This is a genomic window from Allosphingosinicella sp. (assembly GCF_036403745.1).
Classification (GTDB): Bacteria; Pseudomonadota; Alphaproteobacteria; order Sphingomonadales; family Sphingomonadaceae; genus Allosphingosinicella.
In genome coordinates this window covers 19,925-35,482 of the sequence record NZ_DASWQI010000057.1, presented here as the reverse complement: position 1 = coordinate 35,482, position 15,558 = coordinate 19,925, and the positions used below count along the sequence as shown (strand labels likewise).

10 protein-coding genes are annotated in these 15,558 nt (G+C 68.5%); 6 read left to right on the top strand and 4 right to left on the bottom strand.

What is annotated here, in order from left to right; genetic code table 11:
* The 4 genes from kduD to VGC56_RS11050 form a co-directional block, all read right to left on the bottom strand.
* A partial coding sequence (gene kduD / locus VGC56_RS11065) for a 2-dehydro-3-deoxy-D-gluconate 5-dehydrogenase KduD (protein ID WP_464124963.1) occupies positions 1 to 652 on the bottom strand: 652 nt, incomplete at its 3' end.
* Positions 649 to 1,488: a 5-dehydro-4-deoxy-D-glucuronate isomerase gene (gene kduI / locus VGC56_RS11060; RefSeq protein ID WP_464124962.1), complete on the bottom strand. Its 840-nt coding sequence runs from the start codon at positions 1,486 to 1,488 to the stop codon at positions 649 to 651. The genes kduI and kduD, both read right to left, overlap by 4 nt.
* 10 nt (positions 1,489 to 1,498) lie before the next feature.
* On the bottom strand, positions 1,499 to 2,935 hold the full coding sequence (gene uxaC, locus VGC56_RS11055) for a glucuronate isomerase (RefSeq protein ID WP_464124961.1): 1,437 nt from the start codon (positions 2,933 to 2,935) through the stop codon (positions 1,499 to 1,501).
* Positions 2,936 to 3,039: 104 nt separating this feature from the next.
* Complete coding sequence (locus VGC56_RS11050; protein WP_464124960.1) at positions 3,040 to 4,104, bottom strand: LacI family DNA-binding transcriptional regulator; 1,065 nt, start codon at positions 4,102 to 4,104, stop codon at positions 3,040 to 3,042.
* 81 nt (positions 4,105 to 4,185) lie between these two features.
* On the opposite strand from VGC56_RS11050, the gene VGC56_RS11045 reads away from it, so the two are divergent.
* The 6 genes from VGC56_RS11045 to VGC56_RS11020 all read left to right on the top strand — a co-directional run bounded on the left by VGC56_RS11045 (position 4,186) and on the right by VGC56_RS11020 (position 15,558).
* A complete protein-coding gene (locus VGC56_RS11045) occupies positions 4,186 to 5,703 on the top strand; it encodes a UxaA family hydrolase (RefSeq protein ID WP_464124959.1) in 1,518 nt (505 codons plus the stop codon).
* Positions 5,700 to 7,073: a mannitol dehydrogenase family protein gene (locus tag VGC56_RS11040; RefSeq protein WP_464124958.1), complete on the top strand. Its 1,374-nt coding sequence runs from the start codon at positions 5,700 to 5,702 to the stop codon at positions 7,071 to 7,073. The genes VGC56_RS11045 and VGC56_RS11040 overlap by 4 nt, the downstream gene beginning before the upstream one ends.
* Positions 7,066 to 7,683: a bifunctional 4-hydroxy-2-oxoglutarate aldolase/2-dehydro-3-deoxy-phosphogluconate aldolase gene (gene eda, locus VGC56_RS11035; RefSeq protein WP_464124957.1), complete on the top strand. Its 618-nt coding sequence runs from the start codon at positions 7,066 to 7,068 to the stop codon at positions 7,681 to 7,683. Before VGC56_RS11040 ends, eda begins: the two co-directional genes overlap by 8 nt.
* 99 nt (positions 7,684 to 7,782) lie before the next feature.
* Positions 7,783 to 8,595 carry a 2-keto-4-pentenoate hydratase gene (locus tag VGC56_RS11030; RefSeq protein ID WP_464124956.1) on the top strand — a complete coding sequence of 271 codons (813 nt, stop codon included), beginning with the start codon at positions 7,783 to 7,785 and terminating at the stop codon, positions 8,593 to 8,595.
* Between the two features lie 52 nt (positions 8,596 to 8,647).
* Entirely contained in the window at positions 8,648 to 9,943 is a 1,296-nt protein-coding gene (locus tag VGC56_RS11025) for an MFS transporter (RefSeq protein WP_464124955.1), read from the top strand.
* A gap of 227 nt (positions 9,944 to 10,170) precedes the next feature.
* Positions 10,171 to 15,558 (top strand): HAMP domain-containing protein, encoded by a 5,388-nt coding sequence (locus VGC56_RS11020; protein WP_464124954.1) that lies wholly within the window; start codon positions 10,171 to 10,173, stop codon positions 15,556 to 15,558.

Genomic DNA, 15,558 nt, shown 5'->3' with positions numbered 1-15,558 from the left:
CGCCCCAGCGGCCGGCCGGGATACGCTCGAGGATCGAGCGGTTGCGCGTTTCGTCGGCCTGGAGCGCCGCCGTGTTGTTGGTGGCGATATAGCCCGGCGCGATCGCGTTGACGTTGACGCCCTTCGCCGCCCATTCGTTGGCGAGCAGCTTGGTCAGGCCGGCGACGCCGGACTTGGAGGCCGTGTAGCTCGGCACGCGGATGCCGCCCTGGAAGCTCAGCATCGAGGCGATGTTGACGATTTTGCCCCTCCCCTGCCCGATCATGTGCCGCCCGGCGGCCTGGCACAGGAAGAACACGGACTTGAGGTTCGTGTCGAGAACCGCGTCCCAATCCGCCTCGGTGAAATCGACCGCGTCGGCGCGGCGGATGATCCCGGCATTGTTGACGAGGATGTCGAGCCCGCCAAGCTCTGCGATCGTAGCCTCGACCACCTCCGCCACCGGCGCGATCGTGGAAAGGTCGGCGCGGACCTGGATCGCGCGGCGGCCGGCGGCGGCGACCCGCTCCGCCGTCTCGTCGGCGGGCGAGCGGCCGACCAGCGCCACGTCCGCCCCCGCCTCGGCCAGCGCAACGGCGATGCCCTGGCCGATGCCGGTATTGGCCCCGGTGACGATGGCGACGCGGCCGCTGAGATCGAAGAGCGGGCTCACTGCAGCTGGCAGATGTCGAGGACGTTCATGTCGGTATAATCCTGGTTCTCGCCGGCCATCGCCCAGATGAAGGCATAGGCCTTGGTGCCCGCGCCCATATGCACCGACCAGACCGGGCTGATCACCGCTTCCTCGTTCGCGATGACGATGTGGCGCAGCTGCTCGCCCTCGCCCATGAAGTGGAAGACGCGGTCGCTGTCGCCGTCCAGCTCGAAGTAGAAATAGATTTCGCTGCGGCGCTCGTGGATGTGCGGCGGCATCGTGTTCCAGACGCTGCCCGGCTTCAAGACGGTGAGGCCCATGACGAGCTGCGCCGAATCGCACACGCCGGGGATGACGAGCTGGTAGATGGTGCGCTCGTTCGATTCCTCGAGGCTGCCGCGCTCCAGCGCGTTGGCCTGGGCGATCTCCAGCTTGCGGGTCTGGAACGCCTTATGCGCGGGGCAGGAGGCGAGGTAGAAGCGGGCGCCTGCGTCGGAGAAGACCACCTCCTTCGCGCCCATTGTCACGAACAGGCAATCCTTGTTGCCGAGGTGGAACGCCTCGCCGTCCACCGTGACGGTCCCCGCCGCCTCGCCGACATTGACGATCGCCAGCTCGCGCCGCTCCAGGAACGGATGGCCCGCCGCCGAGGGCGGTTCCGTCTGGTCGGGGAGCCGGACCGCGCCGCTGCCGACGACGACGCCGCCGATCACGAAGCGGTCGGCGTGGGTGTAGTTCAACACGCACTCGCCCTCGCGGAACAGGTCCTGGAGCAGGTAGCGGTCGCGCAATTCGTCGTTGGAGACGCACTCCATCATGTCGGGATGGGTGGCGTAATAAGTGCGTTCGAACATGGCGGCTCCGTCAGGCTGCGAGGGTTTGAGCATCGTCGAGGCGGTAGGCACGCTTGACGAGGCCGTAGGTGAGTTCGTGGGCGAGCTCCGCCGCTTCCCAATCCTGGAGGCGCCCTTCGGCGACCAGACGGGCAAGGAACGCGCAGTCGACGCGGCGGGCGACGTCGTGGCGGGCGGGGATGGAAAGGAAGGCGCGGGTGTCGTCGTTGAAGCCGACCGTGTTGTAGAAGCCGGCACTCTCCGTCGTCATTTCGCGGAAGCGGCGCATGCCTTCGGGGCTGTCGTGGAACCACCAGGCGGGCCCCAGCTTCAGGCATGGATAATGGCCGGCGAGCGGGGCAAGCTCGCGCGCATAGGCGGTCTCGTCGAGGGTGAAGAGGATGATCGCCAGCCGCGGCTCGTTGCCGAAGCGGTCGAGCAGCGGCTTCAGCGCTCCGACATAGTCGGTGCGGGTCGGGATGTCGGCGCCCTTGTCGCGGCCGTAGGTGCGGTGCAGCCAGAGATTGTGGTTGCGGAAGGCGCCCGGGTGGATCTGCATCACCATCCCGTCCTCGACGCTCATCGCCGCCAACTCGGTCAGCATCTGGGCGCGGAACAGCTCGGCGTCGTCGCCCGTCCAATTGCCGCTGACGATGCGGCGGAACAGCGCCTCGGCCTCGGCGGCCGCGAGGTCGGCGGTGCGGGCGGTGGGGTGGCCGTGATCGGTGGCGGTGGCGCCGGCGGCGCGGAAGTCGGCGCGGCGCTTGCGGTGCGCGGCGAGATAGCCCTTCCAGCTGCCGACATCCTCGCCGGTGAGGGTGCCGAACCGGGCCAGCGCCTCGGCGAATTGCTCATGCTCGGGATCGACGACGGCGTCGGGGCGGTAGGTGGTGACGACCCGCCCCTTCCACCCCGACGCGCGGATGCGGGCATGGTGGGCGAGGTCCTCGTGCGCGCCCTCGGTGGTGGCGAGCAGCTCGATCCCGAACCGGTCGAACAGCGCCCGAGGGCGGAAGGCGGGGGTCGCCAACGCCTCGGCGATGCGGTCGTAGTAAAGGTCCGCCGTCTCCGCATCGAGCGCCACGTCGAACCCGAACACATCGGCGAAGACATGGTCCAGCCAGAGGCGCGAGGGGGTGCCGCGGAAGAGGTAATAGTGGCTTGCGAACAGCCGCCAGGCGGCGCGGGGATCGGCCGGCGACGGGCCGGCGCGGCTGGGGACGCCGAGCGCCTCCAGCGACACGCCCTGGCTGTAGAGCATGCGGAACAGATAATGGTCCGGCGCGAGCAGCAGCTCGGTGGGGTTCGACCAGGCCTCGTTGACGGCGAACCAGGCGGGGTCGGTATGGCCGTGGGGGCTGACGATCGGAAGGCTCGCGACGTCGGCGTAGAGCGCCCGCGCCACCGCCCGCGTCGCGGCATCGGCGGGGAACAGCCGGTCCGGATCGAGCTTCAGGGGCCGTGGCATCCGCTCTCCTCAACGCCTAATCGCGCGGTGGTCTCCGCCACCGTGGCGGTCAAGCCGGTAACCGGTGTCATACGCGAAAGCAAGCCGTCGCGCCGGCACTCGCATCAGCCCTTCGGCGCGAAGGCGACGGAGGCGCGCTTGACCAGGCGGGAGAGGAAGAGCGAGGGCTCGGGGACGTCGCCGCCCCCGGTTTCGCCGGCCAGGAGCTTGAGCGCGGCGGCGCGGGCCATCGAGACGATCGGCCAGCGCACCGTGGTGAGCGGCGGCCAGATGTGACCGGCGATCGGCGTGTCGTCGAAGCCAATCACGGACAGATCGTCGGGGATGGCGATGCCCCGCTCGCGCGCGGCGTGGACGATGCCGGCGGCCATCTCGTCGTTGCTGGCGAAGATCGCCGTTGGGCGCGGCGACAGGTCGAGCAGCTTCTCGGCGGCGGCGATGCCCGATTCGAACGTGTAATTGCCCTCGGCGATGAGGCTCCTGGGCAGCTTGATCGAGGCGGTGCGCAGCGCGTCCTCGAAGCCGCGGCGGCGCTCGGCGGCGGAGCGGAAGCCGTGCGGGCCGGCGATCAGGCCGATCATCTTGTGGCCGTGGATATAGAGGTACTGCACGGCCTCGGCGACGGCCTCGCGGTCGTTCGAGGCGACCATGTGATCCGGGTCATCGAGCACGGCGGAGCCCATGCGCACGTAGCGGCAGCCCACCTCGTTGCAGAGCCGCGCGATCGCATCGTTCTCCGACAAAGGCGGCAGGATGACGACGCCGTAGGGCCGCTGCCGCTCGAGGAAGGTGCGCACGTCGTCCATCAGGCTGGCGGCGCCGCGGTCGACCGGCCGCACCACCATGGCGAAGTCGGTGCCCTGAAGCGCCTCGAGGATGCCCTGCTGGACGTTCAGCACCATCTGCGCGTTCGGGTTGTCGTGGATGAGGCCGATCAGGAAGTTGGTGCGCAGTGCCAGCGCCCGCGCCTGCGGATTGGGCACATAGCCGAGTTCGCGGATCACTTTCTGGACGCGCTCGCGAGTCTCGTCATTGAGGAGCGGGGAGCGGTTGATGACCCGGCTCACGGTCTTCTTCGAGACGCCCGACAGGCGCGCGACGTCGTTGATCGTCGGCTTGCCGGTGCGCCGGCCCGCCGCCGGCGGATCGCTGTCCGAAATGCTGCTCAAGCCCCTCTCCCCTCGGGCCGCCCTTGCCGGACTTGGTCCCCATGTTTATCTGACACCGGTTACCGACACAGACAAGACGGAATGCGCGAAGCCGATTTCCTTGAACCCGCCGCGGCCGCGAAGGCCGTGCTCCGCCTCGACCCGCGCGACGACGTCGCGGTGGCGCTGCGGCCGCTTGCCGCGGGGGAGGTCGTGGAGATCGACGGGCACTTGCTCACGGTAGCGGAAGAGGTGCCGCACGGCCACAAGCTCGCGCTCCACGCCATGGCCGCGGGGGAGAGGGTCCATAAATTCGGCTGGCCGATCGGCGTCCTCACCGCCCCGGTGGCAGAGGGCGAACATGTCCACAGCCACAACCTCTCCACCTTGCTGAGCGGCGTCGAAGGCTATGCCTACGCGCCTGCCGGCGACGGTCCGGTGGAGGCGCCGGACTCGCTTGGTTTCCTCGGCTACCGCCGCGCCGACGGGCGGGTCGGGACGCGGAACGAGATATGGATCCTGCCGACCGTCGGCTGCGTCGGGCGGACGGCGCAGAAGATCGCCGCGGCGGCGCAGGCGCGGCACGCGGGGCAGGTCGACGGCATCCACGCCTTTGCGCACCCGTTCGGCTGCTCCCAGCTCGGAGACGATCTCGGCGGCACCCGGGCTATCCTCGCGGCGCTTGCCTGCCACCCCAATGCCGGCGGCGTGCTGCTCGTCGGCCTCGGCTGCGAATCGAACCAGATCGACCCTCTGGTCGAGGAGATACCCGAGCCGCTGCGCGAGCGGGTGCGGACGCTGCGGGCGCAGGGGGTCGAGGATGAGATGGAGGCCGGGCTGGCGCTGGTCGACACGCTGGTCGCGCAGGCCGCGCCGGCGAAGCGGGAACGCGTCGGCTTCGGGGAGCTCGTCATCGGCCTCAAATGCGGCGGCTCGGACGGCTTTTCCGGGCTCACCGCCAACCCGCTGGTCGGGCGGATGGCCGACCGCGCCGCCGCCGCTGGCGGCAGCGCGATCCTCAGCGAGATCCCCGAGATTTTCGCCGCCGAGCGGCTCCTGATGGCGCGGGCGCGGAGCGCAGACGTATTCGACGCGCTCGCCAGCGTGGTCAACGACTTCAAGCGCTACTTCCTCGCGCATGGAGAGCCGGTGTCGGAGAATCCGTCGCCGGGCAATATCGCCGGCGGCATCACGACGCTCGAGGAAAAGTCGCTGGGCGCGGTGCAGAAATCGGGCCGGGCGCCGCTCGAGGACGTGCTGCGCTACGGCGGGCGGATGCGGCGGCGGGGGCTGAGCCTGCTCGAGGCGCCGGGCAACGACGCCGTCTCGTCGACCGCGCTGGCTGCGGCGGGGGCGACGATCATCCTCTTCACCACCGGCCGGGGCACGCCGCTCGGGTTTCCCGTGCCGACGGTGAAGATCGCGTCGAACAGCGATCTTGCGATGCGCAAGCGCGGCTGGATCGACTTCGACGCCGGCGCGGTGCTGAGCGAGGGGCTGGACGCCGCCGCGGAAGCCCTGGCGGCGCGGATCGCGGCGATCGCCTCGGGCGAGGAAAGCGCCGCCGAGCGCAACGGCGAGCGTGAGATCGCGATCTGGAAACGCGGCGTCACCTTGTGAGGCCCGGCACCGGCATCGTCCATTTCGGCCCGGGCGCGTTCCACCGCGCGCACCAGGCGGATTACGTCGACCGCCTGCTGCAGCACGACCCGCGCTGGGGCATCGCCGCCGTGTCGCTGCGCTCGCCGGGCACTGTCGAGGCGCTGAAGCGGCAGCAGGGGCGATACACGCTCGCCATCCTCGACGAGGCGCCGAGCTTTCGCACCCTCGCTGCGCACACCCGTTTCTTCGGACCGGGCGAGGCCGAAAGCGTGCGCGCCTTGCTTCGCGACCCGGCGGTGCGGATCGTCTCCAGCACCGTCACCGAGAAAGGCTATTGCCTGGCCGGCGGCGGGAGCCTGGATTTCGATCACCCGGATATCCTGAGCGACCTCGCGCATCCGGAGCGGCCGGCGAGCGTCGTCGGCTGGCTGGCGCTCGGCCTCCGCGACCGGCGCGACGCGGGTTTGGCGCCCTTCACGCCGCTGTGCTGCGACAATATGGCATCGAACGGCGACAAGCTGGGCGCGGCGGTGGCGGACTATGCGCGCCGGTTCGATCCCGGGCTGGCCGACTGGATCGCCGGCGAGGCCGTGTTCCCGAATGCGATGGTCGATTCGATCACGCCGGCCACCGACGACAGGCTGCGGGCCCTGGTGCAGGCAGAGGGCTATGACGACGGGATCCCGGTGAGCCGGGAGGCCTATGCCGCCTGGGTGATCGAGGACGTGCTGCCGGCCGGCGCACCAAACCTTGCCGGCGCCGGCGTGGTGATGGCGAAGGACATCGCGGCGTGGGAGAAAGCCAAGCTGCGCATCTTGAACGGCGCCCATTCCACCCTCGCCTATCTCGGCCTGCTGCTCGGCCACGAGACCGTCTCCGATGCGATGGCGGACGCGGCGCTCGCCGGGTTCGCCGAACGGCTGATCCGCTGCGATATCGTGCTGAGCCTGGCGCCGTCGCCGCTCGATCTCGAAACCTATGCGACGGAAATCCTCGCCCGGTTCCGCAACCCCGCCATCGGCCACAAGCTGTCGCAGATCGCCTGGGACGGCTCGCAGAAGCTTCCCTACCGGCTTCTGGACACCATCACGGTGGCGCTGGCGGCGGGACGGCCGGTGGCGCGGCTGGCGGTCCCGGTCGCGGCCTGGGCCCTCTTCGTGGAGCGGCAGGCGCGAAGCGGGGCCGAGATCGTCGATCCACTCGGCGAGACGCTCGCCCGGGTCGGCCGCGGCGAGGATGCGGTTGCGGGGCTGCTCGCGCTCCGGCAGGTCTTTCCCGCCGCGCTGGCGGAAGATCCGCGCTTCGCTGATGCGGTCTCCAGCGCGGCGGCGCGGATGCGCGCGGCGGGGCCGCGGGCGGTGCTGATTGAAGGATTGGGCGATGCGTGACCTCGACACGATCATGAATGCGGCGCCGGTCATCCCGGTGCTGGTGATCGAGCGGGTGGAGGATGCGTTGCCGATCGCGCGGGCGCTGGTCGAGGGCGGGTTGCCGGTGCTGGAGGTGACGCTGCGCACCCGGGCGGCGCTCGATGCGATTCGCGCGATGAAGACGGTGGAGGGCGCCATCGTTGGCGCCGGCACGGTGCTCAACCCGGAGCAGCTCGGGCAGGCGGTGGACGCGGGCGCCGAGTTCGCCGTCAGCCCCGGCCTCACCAGGCGGCTGGGCGAGGCCGCGGCCGACTCGCCGATCCCGCTGCTCCCGGGAATCGCGACGGCCGGCGAAATCATGCGCGCGCTCGACCTCGGCTTCACGCGGCTCAAATTCTTCCCCGCCGTGGCGGCCGGAGGCATCGCCGCGCTGAAGGGGCATAGCGCGGTGTTCGGCGGCGTTCGTTTCTGCCCCACCGGCGGCGTCACGCTGGAGACGGCGCCGGACTGGCTCGCCCTCCCGTCCGTCGCCTGCGTCGGCGGCAGCTGGCTGGTCCCTGAGGTCGCCTCACCGGACGCCATCCGCGCCCTTGCGGCGCGCGCGGCGGCGCTCCGCCCAAGCGCCTGAACCAGCGGGGAGTGCGCCAATTCCGCCACCACCCCATTGCCTATGACACCGGTTTCCTCTAGCCTTCCCCAGACAGAAAAGAGTGAGGGGCTGCTGGACGTGGATCTGCCGACCGACGATTCCGCGACGATCGCGGGCCGGTTCCTTGCCGCGCGGCGCAGCGCCGGCGGCCTCGCCGCTTATCCCGGCGATTTCCCCGAGACGCTCGACGCCGCCTACGCCGTGCAGGATGCGGCGATCGCAGCGTGGCGTAAGCCGGTTCTCGGGTGGAAGGTGGGACGCATCAACTCGCCGCTCGACGCCCGCTACGGCGCCGACCGGCTCGCCGGGCCGATCTTCGCCCTCACGCCGGGCCGGTCCGACGGGTGCATTCCGGACATGCCGGTGTTCGCCGAAGGCTTCGCCGCGGGTGAGGCCGAGTTCCTGCTCCGCATCGGGCGGGCCCCGCCGGTGGGGCAGAACCGCTTTACCCTCGACGAAGCCGCGGACCTGATCGACGCCGTCCATGTCGGCATCGAGATCGCCAGCTCGCCGCTCGGCGCCATCAACGATCTCGGCCCGGTGGCGGTAATCTCCGACTTCGGCAACAATAACGGCTTGGTCGTGGGACCGGCCGTCGCCGACTGGCGGTCGAGCGGCTTCGAGCAATGGCCGGTCACCACGCTGATCGATGGCGCGCCCGTCGGCACCGGCAGGGCATCCGGCTTTCCGGACGGGGCGATCGGTGCGGCCCGTTTCCTGTTCGAGCTGATGGCGCGGCGCGGCATCGCGCTGGCGCCGGGGCAGTGGATTTCATCGGGCGCGGTGAGCGGGGTGCACAGGGCCGCGCCGGGCGAGAGGGTGGAGGCCCGCTTCGGCGACGGCTTCTCACTCGCCTGCACTGTGATCGAGGCACGGCCGGAACCAGCGTAAAGGCGCGGGACCGGCGGCAAGGCTCCAGAGGCGGAGCCGGAGAGGATGACGGATGGCGACCGACGTGACCGACAGGGGAGCCGCGCCCGCCGACGCGGTGCGTCCGGTGGGGCGGGTGCGCTGGGTGATCGTCGGCCTGCTCTTCGCGGCGACGGCGATCAACTATGTCGACCGCCAGATGATCGGCCTCCTGAAGCCGACCCTGCAAACCGAGTTTCGCTGGAACGAGACGACCTATGCCGACATCGTCTTCTGGTTCCAACTCGCCTACGCCGTCGGCTACATCTTCTTCGGCAACATCGTCGACCGGATCGGCGCGCGGCTCGGCTATGCGGCAGCCTTCCTCATCTGGACCGGCGCGCACATGCTCCATGCCCTGGCGCATTCGGTGTTCGGCTTCGCGGCGGTGCGGTTCATGCTCGGCATCGGCGAGAGCGGCAACTTCCCGTCGGGACTCAAGGCGGTGACCGAGTGGTTCCCCAAGAAGGAGCGGGCCCTCGCCACCGGCATCTTCAACGCCGGCAGCAATGTCGGCGCGATCATCACGCCGCTGATCGTCCCAGCCCTCACCCTCGCTTATGGCTGGCGCGGCGCCTTCGTCGTCACCGGCGCCGTCAGCCTCGTCTGGCTGGTCGCCTGGGTGGGCCTCTACCGCCGCCCCCGCCAGTCGAAGCAGGTGTCCGAGGCCGAGCTCGCCTATATCGAGAGCGACCCTGCCGACCCGGTCGCCCGCGTGCCCTGGCTGCGCCTGCTCGGCCGACGCGAGACCTGGGCGTTCGCCGTCGGCAAGTTCCTCACCGATCCCGTGTGGTGGATGTTCCTCTTCTGGCTGCCGGACTTCCTGGTGAAGCGCCACGGGCTCGACTTGAAGACCTTCGGGCCGCCGCTCGTCGTCATCTACATCGTCTCGGACCTGGGCTCGATCTTCGGCGGCTGGATGTCCTCGCGGCTCATCCACCGCGGCTGGTCGATCAACCGCGCCCGCAAGACGACGATGCTGCTCTGCGCCATCGCCGTGACGCCGATCGTCTTTGCGCAATATGTCGACAGCCTGTGGGGCGCGGTGGCGATCATCAGCCTCGCCACGGCCGCGCACCAGGCCTGGTCGGCGAACATCTATACCCTCCCGTCAGACATGTTTCCGCGCAAGGCGGTCGGGTCGGTAATCGGCATCGGCGGCACCGCCGGCGCGATCGGCGGCATGATCTTCTCGCTCTACATCGGCCAGGTGCTGGAGCGGCTCGGGACCTACAGCCTCATCTTCTACGTCGCCGGATCGGTATACCTCATCGCGCTTGCGATCATGCACCTGCTGACGCCGCGCCTCGCCCCGGCCGAGGTCTGCTGAGACAGGGGCAGCCGCTCAGACGGGCCTGGTAGACGGCCGCAGCGTTTTGCGTGCGGCCGGCTCCCAACGCATGCCCTCTTGCGATTCGGCAATCTCGGCTTAAGGTTCTCTATGCGAAGGCAGAGTTGAGGCTCCAATGGGGAGCTTCGCGCGTGTCGCGCGCCGGCCGGGGGGCCGGTTGTGATCAACGGGTGGGGGGAGAGAAAGCTTCGAAGGAGTACCCCCGAGTGAACGCCCAGCCCCCGCGCGAATTCCTCGACCGCCGTACCCTCGCCACCGCGCTCCGCAGCCTCCGCAGGGGCGACTTCAGCGTGCGCCTCGCCGAGGATGTCGACGGCGTCGACGGTGAGATCGCCACCCTGTTCAACGAGGTCGTGTCGCTCAATCAGGAGATGACGCGCGAGTTCGAGCGGCTCTCCCAGGTCGTCGGCAAGGAAGGCAAGATCGGCCAGCGCGGGCGCGTCAAGAGCGCGACCGGGGGGTGGGAGACGGCGATCCGCTCGGTGAACGAGCTGATCGAGGACATGGTCCAGCCGACGGCCGAAGTGGCGCGCGTCATCGGCGCGGTGGCGAAGGGCGACCTTTCCCAGTCGATGACGGTCGAGATCGACGGGCGGCCGCTCAGGGGCGAATTCCTGCGCATCGGCAAGGTCGTGAACACGATGGTGGAGCAGCTCGCCTCCTTCGCCTCGGAGGTGACGCGCGTGGCGCGCGAGGTGGGCACCGAGGGCAAATTGGGCGGTCAGGCGAACGTGAAGGGCGTCGCGGGCACCTGGAAGGATCTGACTGACAACGTCAACGCGATGGCGACCAACCTCACCTCGCAGGTCCGCAACATCGCCGAGGTGACCACCGCGGTGGCCTCGGGCGACCTTTCCAAGAAGATCACCGTCGAGGTGAAGGGTGAAATCCTCGAGCTAAAGAACACCATCAACACCATGGTGGACCAGCTCAACTCGTTCGCATCGGAAGTGACGCGCGTGGCGCGCGAGGTCGGCACCGAAGGCAAATTGGGCGGCCAGGCGCGGGTGGAAGGCGTCGCCGGCACGTGGAAGGACCTGACCGACAACGTCAACCTGATGGCCGACAACCTCACCGGCCAGGTGCGTAACATCGCCGAGGTGACGACGGCCGTCGCCTCGGGCGACCTTTCCAAGAAGATCACGGTGGACGTGAAGGGCGAGATTCTCGAGCTCAAGAACACCATCAACGTCATGGTCGACCAGCTCAACTGCTTCGCCTCCGAGGTGACTCGCGTGGCGAGGGAGGTCGGCACCGAAGGCAAGCTGGGCGGTCAGGCGCAGGTGCCGGGCGTCGCCGGCACGTGGAAGGATCTCACCGACAACGTGAACCTGATGGCCGACAACCTCACAGGTCAGGTCCGCAACATCGCCGAGGTGACCACCGCGGTGGCCTCGGGCGACTTGTCGAAGAAGATCACCGTGGACGTGAAGGGCGAGATTCTCGAGCTCAAGAACACGATCAACGTCATGGTCGACCAGCTCAACTCCTTCGCCTCCGAGGTGACTCGCGTGGCGAGGGAGGTCGGCACCGAAGGGAAGCTCGGCGGCCAGGCGCAGGTGCCGGGCGTCGCCGGCACCTGGGCCGACTTGACCGACAACGTGAACCTGATGGCCGCGAATTTGACGGGCCAGGTCCGCAACATCGCCGACGTGACCACCGCGGTGGCGAAGGGCGACTTGTCCAAGAAGATCACCGTCGAGGTGAAGGGCGAGATCCTCGAGCTGAAAAACACCATCAACACGATGGTGGACCAGCTGAACGGCTTCGCCTCCGAAGTGACACGCGTGGCGCGCGAGGTGGGCTCCGAAGGAAAGCTCGGCGGTCAGGCCAAGGTGGAAGGCGTCGCCGGCACCTGGGCCGATTTGACGGACTCGGTGAACCTCATGGCCGGCAATCTGACGGCGCAGGTCCGCAATATCGCCGACGTGACCACCGCGGTCGCGCGCGGCGACCTCTCCAAAAAGATCACCGTCGATGTGCGCGGCGAGATCCTGGAGCTCAAGGACACGATCAACGTCATGGTGGACCAGCTAAACGGCTTCGCGTCCGAAGTGACCCGCGTCGCCCGCGAAGTGGGTTCGGAAGGCAAATTGGGCGGGCAGGCGCAGGTGCCGGGCGTCGGCGGCACGTGGAAGGATCTCACTGACAATGTGAACGCCATGGCCGCGAACCTCACCGGCCAGGTCCGTAACATCGCCGAGGTGACCACCGCGGTGGCGTCGGGCGACTTGTCCAAGAAGATCACCGTCGACGTGAAGGGGGAGATTCTCGAGCTGAAAAACACCATCAACACGATGGTCGACCAGCTCAATTCCTTCGCCTCCGAGGTGACCCGCGTGGCGAGGGAGGTCGGCACCGAAGGAAAGCTCGGCGGCCAGGCGCAGGTGCGCGGCGTCGCCGGAACCTGGAAGGACCTGACCGACAACGTCAACCTCATGGCCGCGAACTTGACCGGGCAGGTCCGCAACATCGCCGACGTGACCACCGCCGTGGCGCGCGGCGATTTGTCCAAGAAGATCACCGTGGACGTGAAGGGCGAAATCCTCGCCTTGAAGGACACGATCAACGTCATGGTCGACCAGCTCAACGGCTTCGCCTCCGAGGTGACGCGCGTCGCGAGGGAGGTCGGCACCGAGGGCAAACTGGGCGGCCAGGCGCAGGTGCCGGGCGTCGGCGGCACCTGGAAGGACCTCACGGACAACGTGAACCTTATGGCCACCAACCTGACCAATCAGGTGCGCGGCATCGCCGAAGTCGTGACCGCGGTGGCGCAGGGCAACCTCAAGCGGAAGCTGACGGTGGACGCCAAGGGCGAGATCGCGGCGCTGGCCGAGACGATCAACTTCATGATCGAGACGCTCGCTACCTTCGCCGACCAGGTGACCAACATGGCCCGCGAGGTCGGCATCGAGGGCAAATTGGGCGGTCAGGCCCGCGTGCCGGGCGCCGCCGGCCTGTGGCGCGACCTCACCGACAACGTCAACCAGCTCGCGGCGAACCTCACCAACCAGGTGCGTTCGATCGCGGACGTGGCGACCGCCGTCACCAAGGGCGACCTCACCCGCTCGATCGCCGTCGAAGCTTCGGGCGAGATGGCGGCCTTGAAGGACAACATCAACGAGATGATCCGCAATCTGAAGGATCAGACGTTGAAGAATGCCGAGCAGGATTGGCTTAAGACCAACCTCGCGCGCTTCTCCCGCATGCTGCAGGGCGAGCGCGACCTTGCGACCGTGTCGAACCTCATCATGTCCGAGCTCGCGCCGCTGGTGAACGCCCAGTACGGCGTCTTCTACGTCACCCGCCGCGAAGATAACGACACCGTGCTCGACCTCGTCGCCAGCTACGGCGCGGAAGGGAAGGACGAGCTGAAGCCCAGCTTCAAGCTGCGCGAAGGCCTCGTCGGCCAGTGCGCCGCCGACAAGCGCCCGCTGCTGTTGGAAGAGGTGCCGGGCGAGTTCATCCGCATCGGCTCCGGCCTCGGCCACGCCAAGCCCGCCAACGTCCACATCCTCCCCGCTCTGTTCGAGGACGACGTGAAGGCGGTGATCGAACTCGCCTCGTTCAGCAAGTTCAACGAGACCCACCAGACCTTCCTCGACCAGCTCATGGAATCGGTCGGCATCGTCTTGAACACGATCGCCGCGACCATGCGTACCGAGGGCCTGTTGAAGCAGTCCCAGCTCCTCACCCAGGAGCTTCAGGCCCGCCAGACCGAGCTCACCACCAAGCAGGAGGAGCTCCACAACACCAACGAGGAGCTGCAGGAGAAAGCCCAGCTGCTCGAGAACGAGAAGAAGCAGGTCGAGGCGAAGAATATCGAGATCGAGATGGCCCGCCGCGCCGTCGAGGAGAAGGCCGAGCAGCTCGCCCTCACCTCCAAGTACAAGTCCGAATTCCTCGCCAACATGTCGCACGAGCTGCGCACCCCCTTGAACTCGCTGCTCATCCTGTCGAAGCTGCTGGCGGACAACCCGCAGGGGAACTTGAACGAGAAGCAGACCGAATTCGCCCGCACCATCCACGGCGCCGGCTCGGATCTCCTCAGCCTCATCAACGACATCCTCGACCTCTCGAAGATCGAGTCGGGCACCGTCTCGATCGAGGTCGGCGAGATGCCGATGATCACCCTGAAGCAGCACATGGAGCGGACCTTCCGCCAGCTCGCCGCCGACAAGGGCCTCGAGTTCGACGTCGCCTTCGACCAGAGCCTGCCGCCGGCGATCCGCACCGACGAGAAGAGGCTGCAGCAGATCGTCCTCAACCTCCTCTCCAACGCCTTCAAGTTCACGTCGCAGGGCGGCGTCACCCTGGCGGTGCGCTCTGCAAGCAAGGGGTGGAGCCCGAACCACCCGGTGCTCCGGTCGGCCGAGCAGGCGATCGAGATTGCCGTCACCGACACCGGCATCGGCATCCCTGAGGACAAGCAGAAGCTGATCTTCGAGGCGTTCCAGCAGGCCGACGGCACCACCAGCCGCAAGTACGGCGGCACCGGCCTCGGCCTCTCGATCAGCCGCGAGATCGCGCGCCTGCTCGGCGGTGAGCTGCAGGTCCGGTCGCGGCCGGGCGAAGGCTCGACCTTCACGTTGTTCGTGCCGCTGCAGTCGGCGGCGCCTGCCGCGTCGATCGCCGCCACGACCGCACGCTACGACAATACTGGTGCGGTCGTCCCGAACGCGCTGCCGGCGCCCTTCGACGTCAGCGACGACCGCGATGCGCTCGGCAACGACCCGTTCGTGCTGATCGTCGAAGACGACCCGACGTTCGCGTCGATCCTGCTGGAAATCGCTCGCGCCTCAGGCCTCAAAGGCGTCGTCTCGACCGCCGGCGCCGGCACGCTGGCGATGGCGCGCAAGCTCCAGCCGGACGCGATCACGCTGGATCTCGGCCTCTCGGATATCGACGGCTTCGTGCTGCTCGACCTCTTGAAGCACGACCCGCAGACCAGCCACGTGCCGATCCACGTCATCTCCGGCGCGGACAAGCTCGCCTCGGTGGTCGACATGGGCGCGTTCGGCGTCACCGAGAAACCGGCGGACCGCGAGGCGCTGAGCCGCGTCTTCCGCGACCTTGCCACGCACATCACCGACGCCGCGCCGCTGCTCGAGATCGTGCCGCAGGGAGAGGCCGGCGACATGCCCGCCGTCCGCGGCGTGCCGGAGCTGGCGAAGGCCAAGATCCTCATCGTCGACGACGACATCCGCAACATCTACTCGCTGACGAGCGTTCTCGAGAGCTACGACGTGGAGGTTCTCCACGCCGAGCGCGGCAAGGACGGCATCCTCATCCTCGAGCAGACCCCCGGCATCGACATCGCCCTCATCGACATCATGATGCCCGAAATGGACGGCTACGAGACGATGCAGCAGATCCGCCAGCGCCCCACGCTCGCCGAGCTGCCGCTCATCGCCGTCACCGCCAAGGCGATGAAGGGCGACCGGCAGAAGTGCCTCGACGCCGGCGCGTCCGATTACATCGCCAAGCCGGTCGACATCGATCTGCTGCTCGCTCTGCTCCGCGTCTGGATCGCCCGCGCCCGCGACGGGTCGGTCGCCGCCGTCCCCGAGCATGAAGCGGCGGCGGCGGAGTAA

Coding starts and splice junctions, on each gene's coding strand:
- VGC56_RS11045 (WP_464124959.1), top strand. CDS start 4,186: ATGCGCGAAGCCGATTTCCTTGAACCCGCCGCGGCCGCGAAGGCCGTG.
- uxaC (WP_464124961.1), bottom strand. CDS start 2,935: ATGCCACGGCCCCTGAAGCTCGATCCGGACCGGCTGTTCCCCGCCGAT.
- kduI (WP_464124962.1), bottom strand. CDS start 1,488: ATGTTCGAACGCACTTATTACGCCACCCATCCCGACATGATGGAGTGC.
- eda (WP_464124957.1), top strand. CDS start 7,066: ATGCGTGACCTCGACACGATCATGAATGCGGCGCCGGTCATCCCGGTG.
- VGC56_RS11025 (WP_464124955.1), top strand. CDS start 8,648: ATGGCGACCGACGTGACCGACAGGGGAGCCGCGCCCGCCGACGCGGTG.